Source organism: Leptolyngbya sp. Heron Island J (genome assembly GCF_000482245.1).
Taxonomy (GTDB): Bacteria; Cyanobacteriota; Cyanobacteriia; order Phormidesmidales; family Phormidesmidaceae; genus Leptothoe.
This window is the reverse complement of sequence record NZ_AWNH01000086.1, coordinates 1-24,858: the sequence shown is the minus strand read 5'-3', so window position 1 is coordinate 24,858 and position 24,858 is coordinate 1. Positions and strand designations below refer to the sequence as shown.

24 protein-coding genes are annotated in these 24,858 nt (G+C 48.3%); 10 read left to right on the top strand and 14 right to left on the bottom strand.

The annotated features are described in order from the left end of the window. Positions 1-21: 21 nt before the first annotated feature. Entirely contained in the window at positions 22-402 is a 381-nt protein-coding gene (locus tag N836_RS63475; RefSeq protein ID WP_023075144.1) for an isochorismatase, read from the bottom strand. 662 nt (positions 403-1,064) lie between these two features. Here N836_RS63475 and N836_RS63470 point away from each other — a divergent pair. The 5 genes from N836_RS63470 to N836_RS0139075 all read left to right on the top strand — a co-directional run bounded on the left by N836_RS63470 (position 1,065) and on the right by N836_RS0139075 (position 6,502). Further along, positions 1,065-2,270 carry an ABC transporter ATP-binding protein gene (locus N836_RS63470; protein WP_023075212.1) on the top strand — a complete coding sequence of 402 codons (1,206 nt, stop codon included), beginning with the start codon at positions 1,065-1,067 and terminating at the stop codon, positions 2,268-2,270. After that, positions 2,267-3,193: a carbohydrate ABC transporter permease gene (locus tag N836_RS63465; RefSeq protein WP_023075211.1), complete on the top strand. Its 927-nt coding sequence runs from the start codon at positions 2,267-2,269 to the stop codon at positions 3,191-3,193. Before N836_RS63470 ends, N836_RS63465 begins: the two co-directional genes overlap by 4 nt. A gap of 10 nt (positions 3,194-3,203) precedes the next feature. Continuing rightward, the gene (locus N836_RS63460) at positions 3,204-4,019 is read left to right on the top strand and encodes a carbohydrate ABC transporter permease (RefSeq protein ID WP_023075210.1); all 816 of its coding nucleotides are present in this window, start codon (positions 3,204-3,206) and stop codon (positions 4,017-4,019) included. A gap of 206 nt (positions 4,020-4,225) precedes the next feature. Continuing rightward, entirely contained in the window at positions 4,226-5,536 is a 1,311-nt protein-coding gene (locus tag N836_RS63455; RefSeq protein ID WP_023075209.1) for an ABC transporter substrate-binding protein, read from the top strand. A 147-nt stretch (positions 5,537-5,683) separates the two neighbouring features. Further along, entirely contained in the window at positions 5,684-6,502 is an 819-nt protein-coding gene (locus N836_RS0139075; protein WP_023075208.1) for a YmdB family metallophosphoesterase, read from the top strand. 194 nt (positions 6,503-6,696) lie between these two features. On the opposite strand, the gene N836_RS63450 is transcribed toward N836_RS0139075, so the two are convergent. From N836_RS63450 to N836_RS63415, 8 genes are all read right to left on the bottom strand, one after another. Continuing rightward, positions 6,697-10,803, bottom strand: coding sequence for a glycerophosphodiester phosphodiesterase family protein (locus N836_RS63450; RefSeq protein ID WP_023075207.1), 4,107 nt, complete (start codon positions 10,801-10,803; stop codon positions 6,697-6,699). A gap of 174 nt (positions 10,804-10,977) precedes the next feature. Next, on the bottom strand, positions 10,978-11,100 hold the full coding sequence (locus N836_RS77945; RefSeq protein WP_268744326.1) for a hypothetical protein: 123 nt from the start codon (positions 11,098-11,100) through the stop codon (positions 10,978-10,980). A 136-nt stretch (positions 11,101-11,236) separates the two neighbouring features. Continuing rightward, a complete protein-coding gene (locus tag N836_RS63445; RefSeq protein WP_023075206.1) occupies positions 11,237-11,761 on the bottom strand; it encodes a GNAT family N-acetyltransferase in 525 nt (174 codons plus the stop codon). Positions 11,762-11,994: 233 nt separating this feature from the next. Beyond that, positions 11,995-12,543: a YbhB/YbcL family Raf kinase inhibitor-like protein gene (locus N836_RS63440; RefSeq protein ID WP_023075205.1), complete on the bottom strand. Its 549-nt coding sequence runs from the start codon at positions 12,541-12,543 to the stop codon at positions 11,995-11,997. Between the two features lie 97 nt (positions 12,544-12,640). Further along, entirely contained in the window at positions 12,641-13,453 is an 813-nt protein-coding gene (locus tag N836_RS63435) for a helix-turn-helix transcriptional regulator (RefSeq protein WP_023075204.1), read from the bottom strand. A gap of 409 nt (positions 13,454-13,862) precedes the next feature. Then, positions 13,863-14,357, bottom strand: coding sequence for a GNAT family N-acetyltransferase (locus tag N836_RS63425; protein ID WP_023075202.1), 495 nt, complete (start codon positions 14,355-14,357; stop codon positions 13,863-13,865). Positions 14,358-14,496: 139 nt separating this feature from the next. Beyond that, entirely contained in the window at positions 14,497-15,015 is a 519-nt protein-coding gene (speG, locus tag N836_RS63420; RefSeq protein ID WP_023075201.1) for a spermidine N1-acetyltransferase, read from the bottom strand. 549 nt (positions 15,016-15,564) lie between these two features. Next, positions 15,565-16,293 carry a type 1 glutamine amidotransferase gene (locus N836_RS63415; protein WP_023075200.1) on the bottom strand — a complete coding sequence of 243 codons (729 nt, stop codon included), beginning with the start codon at positions 16,291-16,293 and terminating at the stop codon, positions 15,565-15,567. Positions 16,294-16,549: 256 nt separating this feature from the next. Here N836_RS63415 and glnT point away from each other — a divergent pair, with 256 nt between their 5' ends. Then, positions 16,550-17,875 carry a type III glutamate--ammonia ligase gene (gene glnT / locus N836_RS63410; protein WP_023075199.1) on the top strand — a complete coding sequence of 442 codons (1,326 nt, stop codon included), beginning with the start codon at positions 16,550-16,552 and terminating at the stop codon, positions 17,873-17,875. Positions 17,876-18,202: 327 nt separating this feature from the next. Here glnT and N836_RS63405 read toward each other — a convergent pair whose 3' ends face one another. Further along, complete coding sequence (locus N836_RS63405; RefSeq protein ID WP_023075198.1) at positions 18,203-18,631, bottom strand: DUF1622 domain-containing protein; 429 nt, start codon at positions 18,629-18,631, stop codon at positions 18,203-18,205. 197 nt (positions 18,632-18,828) lie between these two features. Continuing rightward, positions 18,829-19,263 carry a GNAT family N-acetyltransferase gene (locus N836_RS63400; protein WP_023075197.1) on the bottom strand — a complete coding sequence of 145 codons (435 nt, stop codon included), beginning with the start codon at positions 19,261-19,263 and terminating at the stop codon, positions 18,829-18,831. A gap of 746 nt (positions 19,264-20,009) precedes the next feature. Here N836_RS63400 and N836_RS63395 point away from each other — a divergent pair. Then, positions 20,010-20,942, top strand: a complete 933-nt coding sequence (locus N836_RS63395; RefSeq protein WP_023075195.1) for a S1 family peptidase — start codon at positions 20,010-20,012, stop codon at positions 20,940-20,942. Between the two features lie 305 nt (positions 20,943-21,247). Here N836_RS63395 and N836_RS0139070 read toward each other — a convergent pair whose 3' ends face one another. Next, positions 21,248-21,865: a hypothetical protein gene (locus N836_RS0139070; RefSeq protein ID WP_051394662.1), complete on the bottom strand. Its 618-nt coding sequence runs from the start codon at positions 21,863-21,865 to the stop codon at positions 21,248-21,250. A gap of 327 nt (positions 21,866-22,192) precedes the next feature. Here N836_RS0139070 and N836_RS76735 point away from each other — a divergent pair, with 327 nt between their 5' ends. From N836_RS76735 to N836_RS63390, 3 genes are all read left to right on the top strand, one after another. After that, positions 22,193-22,342, top strand: coding sequence for a hypothetical protein (locus N836_RS76735; protein ID WP_023075193.1), 150 nt, complete (start codon positions 22,193-22,195; stop codon positions 22,340-22,342). A gap of 276 nt (positions 22,343-22,618) precedes the next feature. Further along, positions 22,619-22,759 carry a hypothetical protein gene (locus tag N836_RS76730; RefSeq protein ID WP_161635020.1) on the top strand — a complete coding sequence of 47 codons (141 nt, stop codon included), beginning with the start codon at positions 22,619-22,621 and terminating at the stop codon, positions 22,757-22,759. Positions 22,760-23,371: 612 nt separating this feature from the next. After that, complete coding sequence (locus tag N836_RS63390) at positions 23,372-24,025, top strand: hypothetical protein (RefSeq protein WP_023075192.1); 654 nt, start codon at positions 23,372-23,374, stop codon at positions 24,023-24,025. 87 nt (positions 24,026-24,112) lie between these two features. Here the strand turns inward: N836_RS63390 and N836_RS63385 are convergent, their stop codons facing one another. Both N836_RS63385 and N836_RS76725 read right to left on the bottom strand, forming a co-directional pair. Then, a complete protein-coding gene (locus N836_RS63385) occupies positions 24,113-24,697 on the bottom strand; it encodes an ISAs1 family transposase (protein WP_051394543.1) in 585 nt (194 codons plus the stop codon). Continuing rightward, a partial coding sequence (locus tag N836_RS76725; protein ID WP_023071856.1) for a hypothetical protein occupies positions 24,651-24,858 on the bottom strand: 208 nt, incomplete at its 5' end. The genes N836_RS63385 and N836_RS76725, both read right to left, overlap by 47 nt.

The window sequence follows — 24,858 nt, the reverse complement described above, 5'->3', positions numbered from 1 at the left end:
CGGTCCCTCTTAAGCGTCTTGTTAGCCCTGAGCCTCAAAATCATCTTCACGTAATTTTGCCGTGCCATCAGACTGTAATACCCAAAGCTCTTTATGAATTATGCCTTTAGCTTTATTCATTTTCCAGCCAGACTTCAATAGGGCACTTTTTTTATCAATAACCTCTATATTGGGTTCAATGTAATCAACATTTGAATATCCATCTTCGATTAGCTTTTTCCAAAAACCTTCTATTTCAACCGTTCCGGTAAAAGTACCGAAGGGCCGGGCATGCATAATTGCATTTTCTTCATATTGTGCGGCACAACCAGAGGCATCTCCAGTATTGAATGCTGTTTTCCACTTTTTACTTGCCTCATTAACTGCCTTAAGTACTGCATCTTTTTGTTTTTCTGATAGCATTCTTTTTCTCCAATTTTGTCTGTTTGGTTATGGGGGCTAACGGTGCGCTTGCGCAGCTGCAAATAACCTGTGCAATGAATCAAGATCTTTCGGCAGTCCGCTCCAGACGAATTATTTAGACTGCGCTGCATTATCACTGGTCTCTGCCCTCCCATGACGGTAATTTTAGTAGGTTTTCGATTTGTAGAAAACACTCCTCTATGGAACCTCTTGCCTCCAATAAGAAGTGATCTATAAGTGTGGACTTGCCAGAGCAATGCGTTCCTGAAACTGCAACTCTCATGAGCAAAACCTCTGAGTATCTTTTCGATGATGATCACGAGTACCTGTCCCGTCGGCCTAACGAATTCCATCCGCTCCTGCGTAGGGTTAGGCGGCATCATCATACTTGTTTCAGTAGTTTGTCATATTCAGAATGCGTTCCAGTCCAAAATCAATAGATATGCTTTAGCAATCCTAATGCTCTGTAGATTAAATGACTAGACATTGGAGAATGATCGGTTGCTTCAAGCATTTATAGCTTAATCCGAACTTAAAGTTATCTTCATATGAATTGAATGATTGAAGCCTAGCATCTAAGCATATTTGTCTAAACATCTATACATCGATGTTTGGTCTTTGTCTAGGTAATAGCATCTACGGATCGCCCCCCCTTCTGAACGATGGCAAATCTTGAATTAAAGGAAATTTCTAAATACTTCGGTGTTAGTCAAGCCCTGAGCAACATTTATCTCACTGTTGAAGACGGTGAATTTGTCTCCCTGGTAGGACCATCGGGCTGTGGTAAAACCACGTTATTGCGAATTATTGCTGGTCTAGAAACCGCCAGTGAGGGTGATGTAGTAATCGCTGGGCAGACCGTCAACGAACTGGACCCGGCCCAACGCAATATTGCCATGGTGTTCCAGTCCTACGCACTGTATCCCCACAAGAGCGTGTTTGAAAACATTGCGTTTCCCCTCAGGATGCAGGCCCCCTGGTTCACACGCATTCCCATTATAAGTCACCTATTCAAGGCCCGTAGAACTCTGGAAGCCCATCTACAGGAACGGGTGCCCCAAACGGCTGACCTGATGCACCTGGGGGAGCTATTAAAACGTAAGCCGGGGCAACTGTCTGGAGGCCAGCGCCAGCGGGTTGCTCTGGCTAGGGCCATGGTGCGATCGCCCCAATTGTTCCTAATGGATGAGCCTCTGTCTAACCTGGATGCCAAGCTGCGGGCCGATATGCGAGCGGAGATTATTGAACTACGGCGGCGGCTGGGGGGCACGTTTATCTATGTCACCCACGACCAAAGTGAAGCCATGACTATGTCGGACCGGGTGGTGTTGATGCATGAGAGTCGTATTCAACAGATTGGTGCCCCCAGTGAGCTGTACGATGACCCTGCCAATCTGTTCGTGGCTGAGTTTATTGGCAATCCCAAAATTAATACCCTGGCGGTGCAGTCTTCAACTACTGGCGAGCTGCATGGCTTTGGAAATCATCTACAGGGGGTACCGGAACACATTGATGGTGTTCCGGTGCCGGTGCGCGAGGCTCTTTCTCTTTGTTTACGGCCTGAAGCCCTGAGGTTGTTGCCCACTCAGGCCCGAGATGCCTTTACTGGCCGTATTCACATCCTGGAAAATCTGGGTAATGAGTTTCTAGTCATTGTTCATCCCATCGGTGAAGTGGAAAATAGGGGGGGTGATACGACAAAGTCGACGAAATTAGTGGCTCGGGTGGCGGCTACGGTGGGTCGTCTACTGCACATAGGCGATACTGTGCATCTGCAGCCCGACTGGTCCCAGGCGTTGCTATTTAACCAGGATGGGTTCCGTCTTCACCAAGCTACGACAGCTGTGCTAGAGGAGGTGCGGGTATGACCCTGGTTGCTCCTGGTCGCGATCGCGTAGGCACTCGTGTTAAGAGTCGAGATCGCACTCCCTGGCTAATTCACCCCCTGTATCTGTTACCTGCCTTTTTTTTATTGCTGGTGTTCTTTGTGGTGCCTGCCCTGACCACCATTGCCATTAGCTTTACCGACTGGCAGTTGGGAGCATCTTCCATTGAACTCATTGGATTAGAAAACTACAAAGAACTGTTTACCGATGAGGTCTATCGTAAGAGTTTGATCAACACTCTCAAGTTAGACCTGTTTGTCGTCCCAGTGTCATTCTTCCTGGCCCTGGCCCTGGCCCTGGCCATCAATGGGTTAAATCGCTTTCAAGGCTTCTGGCAAACGGTGTACTTTTTGCCCGTAACCACGACGCTGGTGGCCATGGCCCAGGTATGGTCCTGGATTTTGCACCCCCAGTTTGGCATGGTGGCCCAGCTGTTCAAACTGTTTGGTCTCACCCCCATTAACTGGCTCAATGACCAGAGCGTGGTGCTTTACACCATTGGTTTTATCTCCATCTGGCAGTTGGTGGGTTACTACACGGTGCTGTTTATTGCCGGGTTGTTAAATGTGCCCAAAGATCTGTACGAAGCGGCGCTGATTGACGGTGCCCGCTCTCCTTGGGATAAGTTTTGCCACGTTACCTGGCCGATGTTAGGTCCCACCAGTTTGTTTATTTTTATTATCACCATCATCAAGTCATCTCAGATTTTTGACACGGTGAAGGTGCTGACCCAAGGTGGTCCCAACAACGCCAGTGAGATTTTGCTATATACCCTCTACAGTGAAGGGTTTGAGTTTTTTAGGACAGGTTTAGCGTCTGCGATCGCAACACTGTTCTTAGCCATCATGCTGCTGCTGACCATGTATCAGATGCGGGTATTTGAAAAATACGTCCACTACCGTTAGGGAGCCTCTGATGAAAACGCGCGAACTCTTCCTACATTTTATTTTGGCCATTGGTGGGGTAGTTATGCTCACCCCCTTTATCTGGATGCTGAGCCTGTCGGTCAAGCCAGAGAACGAAATTTATAACGCTCAGATCAGGCTATTCCCCCAGCAGTGGGATTGGGCCAACTACACTGAAGCCTTTTTTGATGCCCATGTAGGCTTGTTTATTGTCAACGGGGCCATTGTTACCCTGGGGATTTTACTGTTTCAATATCTCACGACCATTCCAGCGGCTTATGTTCTGGCTCGTAAAGATTTTCGCTTGAAGGGGATGCTGTTTGCCATTGTGTTGGGGGTGCTGCTGATTCCTCCCCAGGTGACCGCCATTCCGGTATACTTGTTGATGGGAAGATTGGGATTAATTAATACTACCTGGGCGTTGATTTTGCCCTTTACCACCAGCGCCTTTGGCATTTTTCTCTTCCGCCAGAGCTTCAAAGCCTTTCCCCAAGATCTGATTGACGCGGCTCGGGTAGATGGGGCCAATGAATTGTACATTCTCTGGAGCCTGATTGTACCGCTCTCCTTACCTACCCTGGCAGCCTTTGGCATTTTCTCCATCGTGGTCCACTGGAACGATTTGTTCTGGCCATTGCTGGTGATTTATGACTGGGAAAAGGCTACCCCTCCCCTAGGTATTACCTTTTTTGAGGGTGGGGACAGTGGCGACAACGTGGGGGCAATGATGGCCGCCGCCACCCTAATTGTGGCACCCCTCACCATTGCGTTTCTAGTTGCCCGTCGTCGGTTTATTGAAGGCATTACCATGACTGGCATTAAGTAAAAATCTGCTAGATGCCAGTCAACAGGTCTTCGGACACCCGATACCCGACACCTCACCCAGCCAACATTTTCCGGATTAAGTTGATACCTGGTCTTAGGAGTATCTCTACTCTAATGCCTGATATCTGGCGTCTTTGCCTTTGTGTTTTCTCTGTTTTTTGAGTTCCTGCATAATCTCCGAATAATTTGTTGTAAGGAATCCTGATTATGACTCTACCATTAGCAAAAACCTTAACCCGTGGTGCTCTCGCCACACTGATGCTGTTAGCTGTTGGCTGCAGCGGTACTACTACTACCTCCGAGAATACCGCCTCCCCTGACACAGCCGCCGTTGATAGTCAAGAACCCGTTACCATCACCCTGGCCTATTCCTACGGTGATCTATTTACCAATGTACACAGGGAGACGATCGAAAAGTTTGAGGCCGAGAATCCCAATATCGACATCGACCTCCAGGCCCCCCTGTCGAACTACGAAGAACTGGCCCAGCGTACCCTGGTGGGCATTACCCAGCGACAGGCTCCCACCATTTCTTTCCAGGGCATTAACCAGGTGCGTCAGTTTGTAGATGCAGGCCATGCCAGTGACCTGAGTGAGTTTGTGGCAGCAGATTCCCGTTGGACCGACGGCGGTCTCTACGAAAATATGATGGCCTTGGGAGAATTTGACAGCAAGCAGTATGCCATTCCCTTTGCCGTGTCTACTCCCATCATGTACTACAACGTGGAGCTGTTTGAGCAGGCTGGTCTTGATCCTGAGAATCCTCCCCAAACCTGGCCTGAGGTCATCGAAGCAGCTAAGAAAGTTCAGGCTTTGGGTGGTGACGTCACTGGCATGTGGTATGACTACCTGATTACGGGTAACTGGGCCTATCAAGCCCTGGTGTACTCCAAGGGCAGCAGCATGATGGATGATAGTGAAAGCAACATCACCTTCGGTGGCGAAACTGGTATAGAAGCCGCTCAGCTGCTCCGTAGCTTTGTGGATGAAGGGGTGATGCAGGACTGGAGTCGTGAGCAGGGCATTGAATCCTTTGTCAGTGGCAAAGTAGGGTTTTACTTTAGCTCCACCTCCTCCCTGGCTAACCTACAGGAGAAGTCTAATTTCACCCTCAAGACTGCCCTCTTCCCCACGGATGAAGGTGGCGAACGTCGTCTACCTACCGGTGGTAATGCCGCTGTGATCATTACCGATGACCCCGCAGCAGCCAAAGCCGCTTATGAGTATGCCATGTTTGCCGCTGGTCCCATTGGTAACAACATTATGGTGAACGGCACTGGCTACATGCCCATGCACAAAGAAGCCGTTGACGAAGCATTCTACGAGGCTAACCCCAACTACCAGGCGTCGATTGATCAGATTCCTTACATCTTCCGCTGGTACTCCTTCCCCGGTGAGAACAACTTGAAGATTATTGACACCATCAAGGAGTCATTACAGGCAGTTGTTTCCGGTAAGGAGACCCCTGAAGCGGCGATCACCAATGCGGCTGATCAGGCTCAGGACCTAGTGAAGTAAGCGTTCCTTTAGAATAGATGTCTCACACACAGGGAGATATCTATTCTTTCTTACTCTCATATACTCTTACTCTTCAGGGGAAGCCAGATTGTCTCCTCACCTGAGATGTCGTCCATGTGGCTTCTCCTTTTCTTATATTGTCTGAAAATGCGTGTATTATTTTTTGGTGATATTGTTGGTGAACAGGCAGTTGACCAATTAGTCACCGATATCCCTCGCTGGCGACAAGAGCACTCCATTGATTTAGTTATTGCCAATATGGAAAATGCCATTGTTAGTCATCCGGAGGATCTCTGGAGCGGGTTCGGTATCTCTCTAGATGTGGTCACTCGCTTAACCGAGGCAGGGGTAGATGTGCTGACCGGGGGGAATCACTCCTGGGATGCGCCGAATACCGATGCTGTAATGGCTCATCCGAAAATAGTGCGCCCCGGCAACGTGACCAATGATTTACCCGGACGTGGGCATATCACCCTGGAGGTGAACGGGGAACTAGTCACCGTTGTTAACCTGATTGGCGATACTGCCGCTGGGAAGCGCTACCAAACCCAGCAACCGTTTGACTATTTTCAGGCTCAAACATTTCCAGAAAACAGCTTAATTATTATCGATTACCATGCCAATACTCCCATTGAAAAATGGTCTCTGGCCCGTATTCTAGATGGTCAGGTGACGGCTATTGTAGGCACCCACACCCACGAACCGACGTTAAATCTCTATCGTCTTCCTCAGGGAACATTTTTTGTGGCTGATGTGGGTATGAATGGCGCGACAGGTGGAGTGTTAGGCATGGGAAATCGATATTTTCTATCTAAGGAAAAACAACCGGATGCTCCCGTAGATTTTGACCTGGCACCGGGGCCGTTGCAGTTAGGAGCGGTGATTTTTGATAGCCAGAGTGGTGAAATTGTCAGATTGTGCGATCGCAACTGGCCTGGCGATCCCCTATTATCTGTAGTTGTTTAGCTGCAGCTTTCAAACGCGGCAACGGTTTAACAACTCTACGTTTGGAGACCAAAGCTAAAGCCCCCTCCATTCGCTAGCAGGAGGGGGCCAAATTCACATTTGTTGAGTTAGGGTGTCCTCAGCCGACGACCGCTCACCTGACGAGACATTTGCCGCCATCATTGGCCCAGCCTGGTCGCCGCTGGGGACAGATACTATGCAATCACAGGTTCAACCGAGTTGAGCGTGAGCACAAAATCATTGAAGTCATTGTCTGTGAGGTCTTCAAACCCCCAAACATTGCCTTCTCGTTGAATCCGGCTACTGCCTAGAGTGGCATCCGCAATTGTCGCTAGATTGTTAACATCGCCTTCAATCAGCAGTGCCGGAGCATAGTAAGTCCCGCCCATCAGAGACAGACTGGCATCAATCGAGGTCAAATTGCCAACAAACAATTCCGCATCCAGTAAGTTGGCCGCAACTGCTTGCTCATATCCCGCTTCATTGGGCCGTAGACCGGCAACGGTACCAGCAGCATCGGTTTCATAGAACTTCAGCACGTTGTCGAAATTAGCCTCACGGGTGGCTGTCACATTGACAGTGACCTCTCCATCTATCCCGGTTAGATCAATCAACTCGGCTACCGCAGGCCCCGATGTCTGGCCAGCTACACCCAAGCGATCGTCTAGATTCAGCGGTGTGGCCAGTTCCAGTTGAATAATCTCGTTGTTGTCGATTGCCTCGCCGCTAAAGTCTCGTCCGATGGAGAAGGGATAGTTGTTGTCATTAGCGACCAAAATAGTGGTCTCATCCAAGACCAACACGTCCTCAATGGTGACAAAGGGAAACGAGAAGGTGGTTTCACCGTCTCCATTTAAATCATTAGGATCGTTGATGTTTAGCAGATCCACCACTTCTTCTTTGGCGACAAAACCCGCGTCGTCAACGTCGGAGAAATCGATCTTAAAGATCTTTTTGAATTCTGCCGCTTCTCCCTGGCGACCGTCGCGTTCAATCACCAAAAATTCATTGTCGTTGATGGGGGTAAGGTCGCCGATGGCATGGTTGGGCACATCCAGCTGGTAGAAGCCAACCAGGTCGGTGAATTCGCTCGTGGCCACATCCACCTCATAGATCCGCACGGACCCTGCGGGGTCACCAAATACGGTGCCTTCCAGCATGGGATAAAGGGTGGTGCCATCGGGGCTAAAGGCCATCCCTTCATAGCCGCGGCTGCTCGCCAGGTTGGCTGCTTCTACTGAGTCAGGAATCAACCCCTCTAATACCGTGCTGCCGGTACGCGGGAAGTCTGTAAAGACGCCATCAACGCCCAGTTCGAAGAGCTGCAGAAACTCTTCGCCGGTTGTTTGGGGAGTGCCTTCAGGGGTCAGGGTGAGGAAGTTTTCTTCATCCCGTAGGGTGTAGGGATGAATTTGTAGTCCTGCCTGGTGGGCAAAGTCGATGAGCGGCACGACTTCTCCGGTGAGCTGGGTGGTGATTTCAGCCACGCCGTCACCGTTGCCGTCCACGGGTGTGGTGAGCGGCTCCCGAATGAGGATGTTGTTTTTCCAGGGGCCAATGCCATCGGCGTAGGCGCTAATTTGGGTAATGGCTGCGGCGTTGGCCAGTGCGTCATAGCCCGGATTTGCAAAGTCCAGGAAGGGTAGCAGGTCGCCGTAGATGGTAGCTTTCTCGTCGTCGGACAGATCTGCATTGGCGACCAGGTCAAAGGGCACTGAGAAGCCGCCGCCGCCGCTGTTGATAAAGCTGCCGTTGGTATCACCAAAAAGCTGCACTAGGGGAATGTTGCCAATGCCAGCTTCTTCTAGCAGCGATCGCAATTCGAGCAGGTTGGCAATTTCAAAGGACTGGATGAAGATGCGATCGCGATCGGTAAATTCCGTATCCACCAAGGTTTGCACCAGGGGAGCTTCCAGCGATAATCCCTGCTCATCAAAGAAGGTAGGATGCTTGGTTTCGGGATAGATGCCAATATCGCGACCGACGATGGGGCTGAGTTCCTGCACCAGCTCAATCACTTCTGCCAGGGTGGGAATTTCAAACAGGCCATCAAAGGCATCGCTGCGGCTATCGCGAGACTGCACCGCCCGCATCGTCTTGATTTCTGCCAGGGTGAAGTCTTCAGCAAACCAGCCCCCCACCAGGGCACCATCCAGATTCTTAACTGTGAGCCGATCGGCAAATTCTGGCAGGTCGGCAATGTTGGTGGTCAGCGTGGTGTTTTGCAGCACCACCGGATTGCCAGTCGCATCCCGCACAATGTCGCCATTCTCATCCAGTTCCACCTGGGCCAGGGTGGGCTCGTGGCGGGCAATCAACACACCGTCGCTGGTAATTGCTAGATCCGGTTCGATAAAGTCAGCACCCTGATAAATGGCGGCCCGATAGGCTTCTAGTGTATGCTCGGGAAAGTCGCCACTGGCCCCTCGGTGGGCAATGACCAGGGGCCGTTGGCCGTTCAAGCTGTTAAAGTCGAAGTCAGGATTTTGGGGCGATCGCACCGCATCGGCCACCAGTCGATCCCGTACCCCATCGGCAGTGCGCGTAAAGTCAGTAAAGAATCCGTCGAATCCTAATTGAATTAGCTGGGCCACTTCATCCTCTGGCGTCTGGGGTGTACCGTCGGGATTCAGCGTCAAGAAGCGCTCTTCATCCCGCACAGTGTAGGGATGCACCTGCAACCCGGCGGCATGGGCATCAGCCAAAAAGGAAGTGACTTCTCCGGTGAGCTGGGTGGTGATTTCGGCCACGCCATCGCCATTGCCGTCTACCGGAGTTTCCAGGCGTTCCCGCAGTAGAATGTTGTTTTTCCAAGGTCCGGCTCCCTCGGCATACAGGTCACTGATAACCTGCAAAAATGCAGCGCTGTCCAGGTCGCTGTAAATCGTATCTGTGGAGAGCGGGGTTTCTACTGCTGCCAAAAATTCCGCTCCGTAAATGGCTTCCAGGTCGTTTCCGGCGGCCACATTGAAGCGAATGTCGAAGGGGACCGAAAAGCCCGATGCGGGATTGGCACTGTCTGTGGTATTGCCGTAAAGCTGCACCAGGGGCACATTGCCGAGACCCGCCGCTTCCAGCTGGCCCTGGAGCTCAATCAGGTTTTGGAACTCAAAGGATTGGATAAAAATCCGGTTCGGGTCAGTAAAGCCGGTATCCAATAGGGTTTGGATGAGGGGCTCCTCTAGAGCAAGTCCCTGCTGGTCAAAAAAGGTCGGGTGCTTGGTTTCGGGATAGATGCCGACTTTAACGCCGGTTTCGGCCTCCACCTGCTGCACCAGCTCGATTACCTGCTCCAGACTGGGGATTTTGAATAGATCATTAAATGACTGGTCGCGAAAATCGCGAGACTGTCGCGCTCGTACGCTTTCTTCTAGTTCGGCAAAGGTAAAGTCTTCGGCAAACCAACCGCCGGTAGGCACTCCATCCAGATTCTTAACTGTCAGCCGATCGGCAAACTGAGGCAGGTCGGCAATGTTGGTGGTCAGGGTGCTGTCTTGTTTAACAATGGGATTACCGTCTGCATCTAGGCGAATTTCTCCATTCTCATCCAGTTCCACCTGGGCCAGGGTGGGCTCGTGACGGGCAATTAACACCCCATCGCTGGTGATGGCCAAATCCGGTTCAATAAAGTCGGCCCCGGTTGCGATCGCCGCCTGATAGGCCTCCAACGTATGCTCAGGGAAGTCGCCGCTGGCCCCCCGGTGAGCGATCACTAGCGGTTCTTGACCATTGAGTGTATTGAGTTCAACAAAACTGGGCGTAGCGATTGGGGCTGCTTGGAGCACGCCGTTACTGTCGAAGCGCAACAGAAACGGGCCAAACTCTTCCCCCACCCAGATGTCGCCGTTGGGAGTGACCACAAACGACTCGATATCAAAGTCACCGCCAGTCAACAGCCGCTCAGAACTCCCTTCATTCACAATGTCGAAGGGAATCAGATTATTCGGGTCAGACAGTTGGACAAATCCTTGCACCTCAACGCTGCCATCGCCAGCTTCAGTCCCGCTAAAGTTCGGATCGACTTGATATAGCCGTAGCAGATAGTCCGTACTATTTGACTGTGAGCCAAATCCGTTGTCAGAGAGAAACCAGAAGGTATTGCCGTCGCTACCGGGTGCAAACTGCACCCCACTAAATCCCTGAATGGGTTGGCCATCAAAGGGACCTATCCGACCATTGGCTGTAATTGGGTTAATGCGTAAAACTGCGTCAATGGAGCCGTCATCTGCACCAGATGGTGGGCCTTCGGCCAAGGTATCGGCTGGTAGAGAGGCAAACCCGACTAAATTTGCTAATGCCATATCTCGAGTAGATCTCCACAAAAACAAACAGCGAAGGAGAAACTCTACATTTTGGAAAAATGTTTATCCTTCAAAGCGTCAGCGTTGCATGGGAATCTTAAGTCGGTGGGTATATCAGGTTAATGCTAGTTTCTGGTTAGGTTATCAATTGGCTAGGAAAAATCCATCGGGGTGCTAGCGATCGCACTTGAGTGATGCAATGCGTTTCGCTTGTACCGTTTGATCTGCTTCCTCGGCTGCAGATATCTCGAAAGAGCGGCAAATGCGATCGCGCTTGCCAATGCACTGATTAATCAAAACCTTAACCTACCAATGGAATAGCCTTAAATACCTGGGAAACAAAGCAATGACGTCTAGGTATGCGCCCATAGCACACCGGACAAAATTTAGGGAGCTGCTCCCAATTTACACATGGCAAAGAACACTGGCGTGACTAACAGCAAACCCTGGATGTATCTGTCCAACCATATGCAACTTCAGTAAATATAGCGCCACCCCTCTCAATATCTTTTTGATACACTCTTTGTCCACCAATTGCCTCATAAAACCTACATGCTGGATTATCTTCTAGAACCCATACCAACATTGTATGAATGTTCATTTGAGCTAGTTTGTAGGCTACCGCTTGCATTAACTCACATCCAATTCCCTGCCTCTGATAGGCTTCCAGAATATAGATCGCGAATAATTCACCTGGATAGACCGAATTACCTTCGCGCTCTAAACCACCATTAGCAAAGCCAATAATCTGACCTAGTTGATTCTCAACAACGTAGGTGAAGATATCATCTCCTAGAGCACCATCAAAAACTCTAAGCCAACCATTCTCGCGTCTCTGGTAAGTCATATTCTGCAAGAGTTCATCCGGGAAAATTCCTCGATAAGTAGTTCTCCAAGCATCTACATGAACTCGTGCAATTGCAGGTATATCGTCATGAGTTGCCTCTCTCAAAAGCATGGATAGCCTAACTAGTACGTATGCTTTAATTCTCTTGCCTGAACTTAATCGCCCAATCAATTATCTCTAGGTTACTGTCCTCACAAAGAATTTCAGCAGTCTAACGGTAGAGTGCAGCGGCAACAGTTAATCTAAAAAATTGCACAGATGCCCTTTAATTGCCCGTTAAAGCAGTTATGCCCCCTGAACCTCTCGTGAGAGGCTGGGGGGATAATGGTTACTATTAGCTAATATTATCGGTGATAAACTGCTGTGATACTGGCACTGTCGAGCATATTTGCCCGAATCATGAAACCGACAAGCGCATTGCTGGGATTTTCAGGCAGCTCCAAGCGTTCCGTACCCAGCGCATACACCGTAAAGATGTAACGATGAACTTCACCTGGAGGGGGACAAGCACCACCAAATCCAATGGTACCGTAGTCATTGCGAATTTCAATCGCCTCACCAGGTAGGTTGTTATTGACACTCGCATCCTGAGCAATAGAGTTTGTGGAGACTGGGAGATTAACGACATTCCAGTGCCACCAGCCTGATCCAGTTGGCGCATCTGGATCATATACATTGATGGCGAAGCTTTTTGTGCCTTCCGGTGCGCCGGTCCATGACAATTGTGGCGACTCGTTTTCACCTTCGCAGCCAAAGCCCTCAAAAACGTGGGCGTTTGTCAACATTTCACCTTCGGAGACTGTTGCACTCGTCAAGTTAAATTCCTGTGCAGATGCAGAAGATGCGAGCATTGTAGTGAGCAACAAGCCAATGGCAATAAACTTATTAAGCATTGTTTGTGGTCCTAGTCGAGTATTGTCTACACTCTGAATTTAGCAAGGACAGCTTTACTCTACTTCCACCAATCAGGCAGAAAATATCGAAAAATGCTCAATCTTCTACCTTGCGTATCTCACTTGGCTTGATCCCAAATCGCTTCTTGAACGAATCCGAAAAGTGGGATGGCGTTTTAAATCCACAATCAAATGCAATTTCTGAAATTGGCATGTCTGTTGACTGCAAAAGGCTAAGCCCGTGTTCAAGTCTTGTATTCTGCAGTATTTTGGAAAACCCTTGCCCAGATTTTGTTAACCAACGTCTCATGGTTGCCTCACTTATAGCAAAATGATTGGCCACTTCACTGGACCGCCAAGGATGGCTTAAATCTGTTTCAATCAGTCTTCTCACCTTACTGAGTGGTTTCTCTTCTTCATGAGGTGAGAGATGAATATCATTATATTTTAACCAGATCAAGGGTTCCAGCAGTCGGTGCTGTCTTATTGGCTCTGGTATTGCTGTGTCGTCCAGCGTGGCCTGAATAGTATTTAATATTTGGCAAGACTCGCCAGTAGAAGCTGGCAAGATTTGAATGCCAGCTGATTCAGACTTTGATTTTCTGTTAGAGAACACCGTTTCTATCATATGACGTGGAAAGCAAACGCCAGTAGCCCGATAATCATCGCCAAGCACGGGCCGGTTCTCCATCGTTACCATAGACCCAGGAGGAAATATCATCACATCTTCAGCATGCCCGATCAGTTCACCATTGATCGGACACAATACCTTTTTGCTACCAACCTGAATGAAAAACAAAAATGTGTGCTGAAAATAAAGATCAGTAAACGTAGCTGTCGTTGCCTGAGAGATTGACAGCACAGATACACTTGACGTAACCCTAGCTTGCAACTTATCAATTTTGCTCACGATCTATCATTTTGGTTGCTTACATCGCCTGAAAATGTGGGGAGCTCGTAGGCAATAACATCAACGCACTGATTACAAGATAAAAACGCAAAGTGACGAATATTGCTATGCGTGTGCAATCCACATGACTGGCGATGAAAGATGGAAACCAACTCCGAATTATCTACAATCCAGAAAACGTGTGGAAAACCAAGTGTCTGATTTGCGGGCTGTATTTCCGCGATACGATTAGACTCATCAGATGAGCAATACAGTAATGCTGGCTGAAATCGTGCAATCAGCATACCCTTGGTTGGATCGTGGCTCCGAATCCAAATCCGGAAACCCTCCCAATCATCATGGACTGCTTCAATTTCAACACGAATCATAAAATGCGATTAAGCTTCCTTCTTTTAGTTCAATCTTGCCTTCAACTTTTAGAGTTATCAAAACTGAAAATAGAACCTCTCCAATCTCTGTATCCATCAGCTATTTCTTGAAAGATTCCTGCCGAGTAGTCGTTGATAGTATTTCTCCAGAAAACGATTGCTTCGCTATGACCGGGTAGTTGTCGTACTTCCCACACCCCAGGATGTTGCTCAAAGATATGTATGGCTAGTGTCTTTCCAATTCCCTGACGACGGTAGCGCTTCATCACAAAGAACTCGGCTATGCTGTACTGACTTTTAGGCAAATAGTTATGAGTGTTGACCAGTACAAAGCCGACAAACTTACCGGTAAACCTAGCGAGGTAGGGATATCGTCTATCTTCAACCCAATAGTGATCCAAATAGGTATAACCAAATTCACCATGAACATTCAAATCAGCATTAGAAAATGGAGAGATATCATGCTGATAAAGCTCTAGCATACGTTTCAGAATTGTTTTATCTTGTTTCGATGCCTTGAAAATTTCAAGCTCCATAAGTGGTAATTCTTGCTAGGTATTTAAAGCCACCGCGTAACGCTAGCGGAATAATGTTTGTGTTAACCGGATGCGAATGGCAACGAATCCATTTGCAACCCAGCATGTTGAACCGGAGTGTTCAACATGCTGGGTTGCACTACCGGGCACTAAAGAATGTGTCTTGCAAGATATACATCCGTATAACATCCCGATATTTTCCACCTGTAAAAACTTCTTGGATTAAACGACCTTCTTCAATAAATCCCGATTCACTATAGAGATGAATTGCTTTTTCATTTTCCACTGCAACAAGAAGATATACTTTATTGAGGTTTAAAATAGAAAATGCGTAATCTAAGGCTAGTGCAATCAGGGGTCTAGCAAACCCTTTGCCTTGATAGTCTGGTGAGATGATTATTGCGAACTCTGATGTTCTATGGATGTAGTCAATTTCAAGTAATTCTATAAGGCCTATCGAGTTTCCGTCGCTATCTTCAGCAATGAAGCGTCTTTCTGTATTGTCATGAACATGCTTTTTGTATAAGTCTTCCAATTCATCGAATGATTCATACGGCTCCTCAAACCAATAAGTCATTATATTTCGATTATTGTTTAATTTATGAACAAATTCTAAGTCCATCTTCTCTAGAGCGCGCAATTTTAATTGTTCAGGCATGGTTCTGCAGAACTTAATGGTAAGTACATCTAACAATGATTAATGGAAAAGTGAGGATGCTTTTCACAGCCCTATCTACTTCGACATAACTATATATTCAGCGTCAGATCTGACAGTTAAGTATGGTGAATGGGGTACTTATACGTCAGATTTGACAGATAAGTAACTCCATACAGGAGTTATACGTCATATACGATGGCAAAATCAAAGCTACTACGCTTACTTGATCAAGTCAGGGAATTTGCTCGTCTAAAGCATTTCAGCCTTTCAATGGTATCCAACATCTAATAGTCAGTTAATAGTCAGTTTGCTCTACATGAGGTCATGGCCATTTTGACTAAACGTGTGGCGATGAAGCCATAGGCGTAGAGCGGATGGTTTTGCGATCGCAGTTAAACCATCCATTTGGTTTCAAGCAACACAATTCTCTTCCGAATCTGCACCATTCCCTGTTTAAACGAGAGTCTTGTTGGTTAAACAGGGGAGTAGGGGCGATTAGGGATGATAGGAAACGCTTGTAGGGGCTGTGCCTAGTGTGATGTCTGGTTTCTAACCTGGCAAAATTGTTTGCTTAGGAACAGAATCTGGAAATAGGGTCAGCCAATGTTGAGCAACCTGTTGAGCAAACGTGGCTGCACCATCAGCATGGGCGTTGATTTGGTCTTGAACCTGCCCATCTAAATTGGGATAGTGGGCATTAATCCAATCACTTTTTGCCGTGAGCCAATCGTTAATAATGTCGGGCGTTACTTCTAGATGAAATTGAAATCCATAGATATTGGTGCCAATGCGATAGGCCTGATGCTTACAAATATCATTGGTCATCAGCAATGTCGATTGCCCAGGTAAATCAAATGTATCAAAGTGCCACTGCATAATATGTAAATCTGCAGGACAGTTCTGTAACCAGGGCTCTGTAGCTAGAGGCTCAATTACTTTCACAGGAGAGAACCCTAGCTCTGGTTTGCTATGGGGATATACCTGTGATCCAAACGCCCGAGCAATCAGCTGAGCACCCAAACATATGCCCATAATGGGTTTGTTCTCAGTATGAAACTGGTGAATTAGCTCAACAATATGTTTTAAGTGAGGATACTTATCATCCTCATGGGCGTTCATATACCCTCCCAGAATAATCAGTCCTTTAAAATCTCCCTGGGGCTGGTTTGGTTGCTGTTCTGGTAGCCAATTTACCAGTTCAGCACCGTTACTGACCAAATGCTCTCCTAAAATAGCGATGGGGTCTCGAATGCTGTTCTGAATAACGAGGATTTGCATTGCAATCTTAGCCCGAAAAAATCTTTGATCAAGTTTTCTGGCTGATATTAACAATATCTCATGGGTAAAACTGTTTGAAAGCTGACGAATACGCGTTCTAAAATATGCTGCTTTAATTGTTATCGCTCTCACCAGAAATATCACAATTCTGAAAAGATTAATTAATCAATACCCATTGGCAGACGGTAGCCACAACTACAAAAGCATCTCATCCACACTGTTTTACTAAGATCGCACGCTATGGGCTCCTCAGACTATGGTAGGAACACTCACGCAGAGTAAAACACTGGTTGAAAAGGCGAAAGAGCTTGGGATTAAATTTTTCCTGGTTTCCTATACTGATCTACTGGGAGGTCTTAGAGCCAAGCTGGTGCCTGCTGCTAAAATTTCGTCGGTGGAGCAAGATGGGGTATTCTTTTGTTCATTTGCATCTAACTTGGGATTAGGGCCTGATGCGCCTGAAATTGCTGCTGTTCCTGATCCAGATTCTTTAATCCAGCTGCCTTGGGAGCCCACGGTTGGGTGGGTGGCGAGTGATGTTTATTTTGAGGGTAAGCCTTTTCCTGCGGCTCCACGTATGATCCTCAATCGGGTGCTAGCTCAGTGTACCCGGCTGGGTTATACCTACAAGGCGGGTGTGGAAGCTGAGTTCTTTTTGCTGAAGAAAACAGAATCAGGATATGCGATCGCTGACGATTTGGATATTGCAGAACGTCCCTGCTATGACCAGATTAATTTAATGCGCCAGTTTGATTTGATCTCCACACTGGTGGACTATATGGAACAGCTTGGCTGGGGGCCTTATCAGTGCGATCATGAAGATGCTAACGGCCAGTTTGAACTTAACTGGACCTACAGTGATGCTCGCACAACGTGCGATCGCCACGTATTCTTCAAGTACATGGTTAAGACCCTGGCCGAACAGCGTGGATACACAGCCACCTTTATGCCTAAACCATTTAGCCACATTACCGGCAGCGGTGGTCACGTTCACAACAGCCTGTGGCAAGGTACAACCAACAGCTTTGAAGCGGGCGCAGATGCGGGAGGGCTATCTCCTGTGGGTTATAACTTTCTTGGCGGTGTACTCAATCATGCCAAAGGATTAACGGCTCTATTTGCCCCAACTGTTAACTCTTATCAACGCATAGGCGCAAGTATGACCGCATCCGGTAGCACCTGGTCCCCGCGCTATATTTCCTATGGAGGTAACAATCGCTCCCATATGTTGCGTATCCCAGAACCAGGGCGATTTGAGTGCCGCTTAATTGATGGGTCTGCCAACCTGTATCTCGCTCTGGCGGGGTTACTCATTGCAGGGATAGATGGGATTAAAAACAAAACTGCTCCAGGCAAACGTATTGATGAAAATCTATTTACTCGTGGCTCTGAATTTCCTGATTTAGAAACATTGCCCACCAATCTATATGAGGCGCTGGAAGCCTTGAAGCAAAACAAGTTGCTGATGGAGACATTAGGAGAGCTGGGAGCAAAGACATTCTTGGAGTTTAAACAGACAGAATGGAGTGCATTCTGTTCTCAAGTCACTGACTGGGAGATGAAGCAATACATCAATATTTAAGCGGTTTCTGAGAACTGGCTCCGACGATTAGCCCCCCCGTCCGTTCTACCGTGTATACACAATAATGTAATGATTTATTTTCAAGGGACATTCCCGCCGCGGAAAAGACAACCACTCTGAGATCTGTGATCTTGGAATTAACCGGTGAACATGGTCAGCGATTAATTCTCTGAAGAACCAGAGGAATTCCAGGAGCCTGCTAGGACGGTGGTGGTGGCGCTCCTGCGGCCTGCTAAGGTAAGCCTCGGTGGTTCCCTTAGCAGGTAAGACAAATGATGCAAGAGGTTTACCCAATAAAGGTGTTTTATCCTGATGCCCTGTCCTTACTTAACTTGTACTTAACTTCTCAGAACTTGTACTTAAGTTATCAGCTGAAGATCTCACTAGCACAGCTTCTTCCAACCGGTGTAATTCTTCTAGTTCTCGGGTGAGGAAGAAGTTGAGGCCCGTTCGGATCACCGCAAGGATCGCTAATTGGCCCAATGACTCAAAGGATGGGAATACCGCTGTCGCTAAAATATCGGCTGCTAATTGAAATTCTAAAGCCAGAGCCAGGGCTCGCCCAAAGCGGGCACGGACTCTGGTGTAGTGATAGGTGTTGGGACGTCGTAAGAGTAAGAACGCAAGTCGCCCACTCGTGATCAACCCAAATAGAATGGTGCCAATGGAAATAGCTTCAAAACAAACCTTCAGCGAATAGGCAAATAAGCCGATAGTCGCTTCAAAATCTTCGACGAAATGTTTGAGAACGTCCATTCACCATCACCTCAAGAATTCAGTGTCTTTAGTTTCGTTTAGCCTATTGTTCTATCCACACATTAAACCGAGACGTAACTACTCAGGTGGGGAATATCCCTTAACAAATTCACAACTGGCAAATCCGCCGTCAGCCGACCAAAGCTCTAGAAACGAAGTAGGGGTGTGGGTAGAGGAGTTGAAGCTCCAACGAGTGGTTAGGCGCGCACCGAACGTTTGACATACACGATCTCTGGATCGTCTGGATCAAGATTATGGATGACTCCTGACCGTTCGTAACCCAGTTTCTCAAGGACATGTTGCATGTGCGAGTTGGATTCGTTGGTCGAGGTGAATAGATCGCTCGATTGCGATTGGCTTTCGAGAAACGCTATCAATTTGGGTCCGTGCCCGGATGAGCGATGGGGTTCTGCAAGGTAGATGAGATCAATGAATGAGCGGCCAAAGAACCCATGGGAGATGACTCCGTAGCCAATAATCTCACCGGAAATTTCGACCACCCAAGCGCGATCGCTTTCCACCGCGTTGCGGATGAAGTCCCTTCGATTGGAATTGCCGCAGGCGATGTGATCGAGATCGCTTAACGTGGCAGCATCGTTGACGATCGCCCGGCGGATTAGATGGTCTGGCATGTGCGCCTAACTCATTATTGAGAGGAAACTTTCTGCCTAATCCCCGGATTTAGTAGATTAGGTGGAAATATTTCAGTCTAACACCCCCGATAAGAGAATGAGGTGGACAGCATCCAGCCTTGAGGCAACTGGCACACTCAAAGAAAAGTCATTGTTGTGGGTCGAAGCAATTATGTTTGTGCTCCCTAATACCTACCTTTAAACAAATCCAACAGCCATTCCTTACCCAACCAACTTCTACCACCAGCTCGCCCCACCTCCAACCTTAGTCGGATATGTCAGCCCTGAAGTCTCCAAAATCTCCACTAAGGTCTGACCGAGCATGAAGGCAAGCGATTGAGGCTATTCAGGGTTACAACAAAGGCAAAGAGTTAGGGCAGATGTATCGGCTGTCTGAGGCCAACGTTAGATATCTGTCGGTTCCCGTCATGGCACTATCAAGGCTGACTTTGCGGCCCACCCTGAGGTAGCTGATTACGACAAGGGATATGGTTTCGGTGTTCAGCATGATCGAGGTAAGAGGCCAATTGCTGATGTTGTTGAGTGGTGAGGGCCAAAACTGTAATTGTTAGGAACTTAGCTTCTGCCATCTGGTTCAACAGTTTAGAAACCCTGATATTCAAATTGCTGCTGCGTAAGTCTTAATCAGGTCATTGCTCCAGCAGTCTTGATCTAGCCCAGCCCTTTGATCAACGGTTGCTCCTATTGCTTGAGTGGTCTATCTATCTATCTTAAAATCTTCACCTATGAAACAAGCTACCCTGCCAGTTCTGTTCTCTGCGGCGCTCCTATTTGCTGCGTCGGCACCGAGCCAGGCCAGTGTCAGCGACACCGTCAAATCTGGCCCCGACATCAACGAAATCTCTCAGCGCACCACACTATTGATTGTGGGCCTTGACAATGACGGTCAGGCCATGGGCCATGGCTCTGGCTCACTGATTGCCAGAGACGGTAACACCTGTGTTGGTGTTACCAACGCCCATGTAGTTGATGTACCGGATGCCCAATTTGTAGTTAGAACCTCTGATAGGAACCTGCATCGAGTCACCAATGTGCAGGCTTTTGCGAACGAAGATCTGGCTGTAGTCAATTTTGAATGCCAGGGCAACTACGAGCCGATTACGATTGCAACCTATCAGCTTTCACCAGGTCAAGCGGTGTATTTGTCGGGTTGGCCGGGCGATGGCGACCCGACTGGTGGGTTGACCCGCCAGTTCACCAGCGGCAGCATTTCTACTGTGCTGGATCAGCCTGTAGAAGGGTATCAAGTGGGCTACACCAACATCACCCGCAGCGGCATGTCGGGCGGCCAGGTGCTGGATGATGCGGGCCGCTTGGTGGCCATCCACGGCATTGGCACCACTGAAGATGCCAGGGTGGTGGCTCAGCGGCTAAATGTATCCGTAGAAACGGCCCAGGTGCTAGCGCAAAAAACCGGGTTTAACTATGGCATTCCAGTAACCACTTTCTTAGGCCGAGCATCCCAAGCAGGGCTCAACTTTCCTTATGATGTAGTTTTCTCAACGCCCCAGGCTTCAGCTTCTGGAGCTGTGACCAGGCCCGGTGACTATACGCATCAGCCCGATGCCAGTGATCGCGTCAGCTTTGACGACATGCTGGGCGATGTCAACCAGCTGCTTGATACGTTTGGCCGTGTCCGCGACATCTTTAGATTCTAGAAGATTCTGTCTTTCCTCTGCCCCTGGTTTCTCTGGGTAGCTACCTACGGTTTGGCAGCAGACACAGGGATCTGGGGGCACACGCTACTGTTTTTATATCAAGGACTTGCTGCTATGAGTAGCAGCCCCCCAAGATCACAACTCCGCACTTCCTCAACATCCCACACTGAACCGATCACGCGCTCACTACCCCACCAACCTTTGTCGTAACCGATCGCCCCACCTACCGACTTTGGTCAGACATTTCAGACCTGAAGGCTCCAAAAGTCTCCACTAAGGTCTGCCCGAGACGGATATGATAGTTATTACTCATTCGGATTGTTGATTTGTCGTCGTAGTCTCTCCAACTCTTTATCAATGGAGGAATTTGACTGAGCAGAATCGCCACGAGGAAAATCAGGCCTATCTGATTGGTTAGTATCCTTCCCTGTTAATCGGAGATAGCCAAAATACATAACTCCCAATAGCCCTAGCAACAGGATTACCAAAAACTGAAAGGGCACATAAGAAAAAATCAAGAACCGTATCTTGCTTAGGAACCAAGCAATACCCAGGTATCCAACTCCTATGAGGGCTAGACTTTGGATAGCTCGAAAAGTAGAAACCTGCTCTAGCGGTAAACGCTGTTTTGTGACCCAAAGGGATACTCCCACGTAGTAACAGGGAGCCAACATCAACAAAATATCGGCTTCTTGAATGACTCTGGCCCAGCCGCCAGAGCTAGTAGCATACATTAAGTACCCTATGGCCAATAGTAGGCTAAAGCAGGCCATTCCGAGATTAAAACTTAGAATAAACGGTTCCTCTCGCCGCCCTGGAATGGCTACACAGAGTCCTAAAGCTAGCCACGGCGCAAAGAAAAGTAGCAAAAGTATTACAGACCTGTAGTTAACGAACCAGGTGAATAGAGTTTGCAGCGTCATTAAGTTCTCTTGAGGGAGAGGTTATTCATAACCTACACATTCCAGCAGCATTTTTACGCAAGATATAGTTGACATCAGCTATGCTTGATTTGACCTCTTTGGCCCCCATTAATTAGGTGTTCGCCAACCCGTCGAGGTTAAAACAAGGCCTGGTATCCTTCTCTATACAACCACTGTAGGCATTCTCCTCACATCACGGTTGAACAGATGAGTCTCAGGAATTCTCATTGGTGTAGCTGCTTTACAAAAGTGGGGTTTAGGCCAAATTTAGCCTATGGCATTGTCGATAGTGAGACCTAATCTGATATAGCAAAGTGAACCACGCAGATGGGCCATACCCAGGCCGTCATTGCAGATTTGAGTCAGTCCGCCCAACAGTTTCGTTACCTGGGTTTAGGGACCCACTACCAGCAAGCCCTCAAGCTGCTGAGGCAGCTGCAAGAGCCGCCCTCAGTCTTGGGCTACGTTGACCGATGAAACCTTTTTCAGAATCCGGCCTTCGGCGATCCCCACGACGATTAACTGTTAGGCAGGATAGGAAATGTTACTCGACCGTATGACCTTTTGCAGTAATCACCACTGGAAGTCGTGAGAATAGCCCCAAACAAAAACCCCCAGCGCAACCGCCAGGGGGATCAGGCTTAGCTTCGACCTCTACAGCGTACCGACTGGGTAAAGGCTGCGCCCTAGCCGAATGTCTACAAAAGCTGCTGCCCCGGAACTCTGGCTGTGGGGGGCGTCTTTACTAGTATTATGATGACCCACACCCCCGGTTTGCTGCTGGGGGTGTTACTATTGCCCAGTCACCCACCCCCCAACGCCAAAACTCCGACTACCAAAGCGACCAGTGGCAGCAAATATCAACTTGGTGCTTCCACTAAGGTATTCTCTTAAAAAAATAGCGCCTTATACCTTTTGGGCAAAGGTATTTATACGGAACTTTTGCTGTGACGTTCGTCTTTGTAACTAGATACGACTTTTATTCAAGACACACGACCCCTGGCTTTTGCTAGGGGTTTTATTTTTTTTGTTAAAAACTCCCGGTACGCAAGGCACCGAGGGCTGCTTTGTTATAGGAAGCTACTGATAGCATGAAGGAGCAGTCTGTCTGCCCTCAGTATTTAAAGTGACCTAACTCAAGCCTTCTGGCACCCCTTCTGCCAGCTTGTTTACTTAATGCTGAGAAAATGGCTAAAAATAGGTGAATTTTAATTGATTTTCCTGATTTCTATTATGTTTCGCATATTTTCTAAGTTCGCACGAAACACATAAGACACTCGCCCCTTGGCACGACCTAGGGGGTTTTACTTATTTGGGGGAGCCAAGTGTTGGTGAACTGCTCCTCGATTCGTTTACTCACGGCGAAGGCCACGGCAGCTGCCCTAGTTAACCCAAATTATTTAGGCGCATTAGGAAATAGGTCATCGCGGTTTGGAGCTCTAGCAGGATCGTCGCGTCCAGGCGCTCGCTAATAAGGTTAACTACACGCAGCCAGAAGCTAAAGCTATGCAAATGACTTATTTAAGACTTTGGGTTCTGACCAATGTTCTAGGGTTCATGCTGTCGTTGCTGTCAATCTCTGTAATCAGTTTCGTAGGGCCCTTGGGCAACGGACTGTCCGCAGCTGGGTGGGGATTGGGTTTAGCTTTAGGAGGGATGCAGGCATCTGTACTCAGGCGGCGTTTAATCCAGTTAAAAGTTTGGCACTGGATGGTCGCTACAGGTTTAGGGACCTATGTCGGATCGGCCCTTTCGGCTTTTAGTAATCTTTTATTTATCATGACTGGCCAAGGGGTACTTTCTATTGCGTTGAAGTTTTTCCCGTCCTTTGCAGAGTCCATGGCATCTACATTGATGTCGGGGCTCTTGCTTGTCGGCCATGAAATTTCTATAGGTATATCCGTCGGAATTGCTCAAGTTTTGGTTGTACGTCGGTACACCCCGAATTGGCGACTGTGGTGGACAATGGGTCTACTTGGTTTCACCCTAGGTGGAACGATTGTCTTTTATGGTGCTTTATCTGTCGTAGGATTAATTTTGGATATTTCTTGGGCCTCAATGATCAGGGGACTCTGTTTCGGCGCAGTGGGTGGTGTGATTTATGGCAGTATCACTGCCATCGCCCTAAAAAAACTCAGACCTCGACAACACAGGATTTAAACGAGTCATCTCAGCTTGAAGTGGCGACATTTCTCCACCAACCTCTGACGCCGCCCCTACACCCCCCTGTGGAAAAGCAGGGCTGATCTATTGAAAAAAGGAAAATAGTTTTTCGATATCGTGTGCGACCATTCGAATACCGTGTGTAATGGAGTCGAATCCGTTTCTTCGGAAGAGGTTGATAGCTACGGTGCGGAGAATCCCAAAGTTGGTTAGGGCATGCCCATCACACACCGGCACCCAGTCTTCTCTGAAGACTGCATCTTTGGGCCAATGTAATCGGTTTTCAATATGCCAATGGTGGCGGACCCGGTGGGCTAAGGTTGGGGCATCCTCCATCCGAGAACTCATGTAAAAGAGAGTTTCTGAAAACGGTGTCTGTCCACGATACCCGACTCGCTCCACTTTGATAATTGCCTGGAGACCCACCCACGCTGGGTCAATGTCGGACGGCGGTGGCAGGACGCTGATCGTTCGAGTGATGTCCCGCCCATGGGAACGGTCGCGCTCACAAACGGTCCGGGTCGGAATGGAGTGCTCAAATGCGGATGCGATGGCTTGCTGGAGCTTTGGCTGATTGCCCTTGACCGTAATTAAGTAGTCGTTACCACTGGCCAAGATGGCCTCAACGGTTTTTTTTCGTGTGTAAGGCGTCAAGACTGATACACACATCCGTTAACTCAAGCTGTTTGAGCAGCTCCTCAACCACCGCGACTTCACTCGTTTGACCATTGCGCATCGGGGATAAGGCGACGACCTCTCCACGCTCTATGCTGAAGGCTGAGACGACGCAGATAAAGTCTTGGTAGCTTTGGTCATAGTCGCTCAAACTC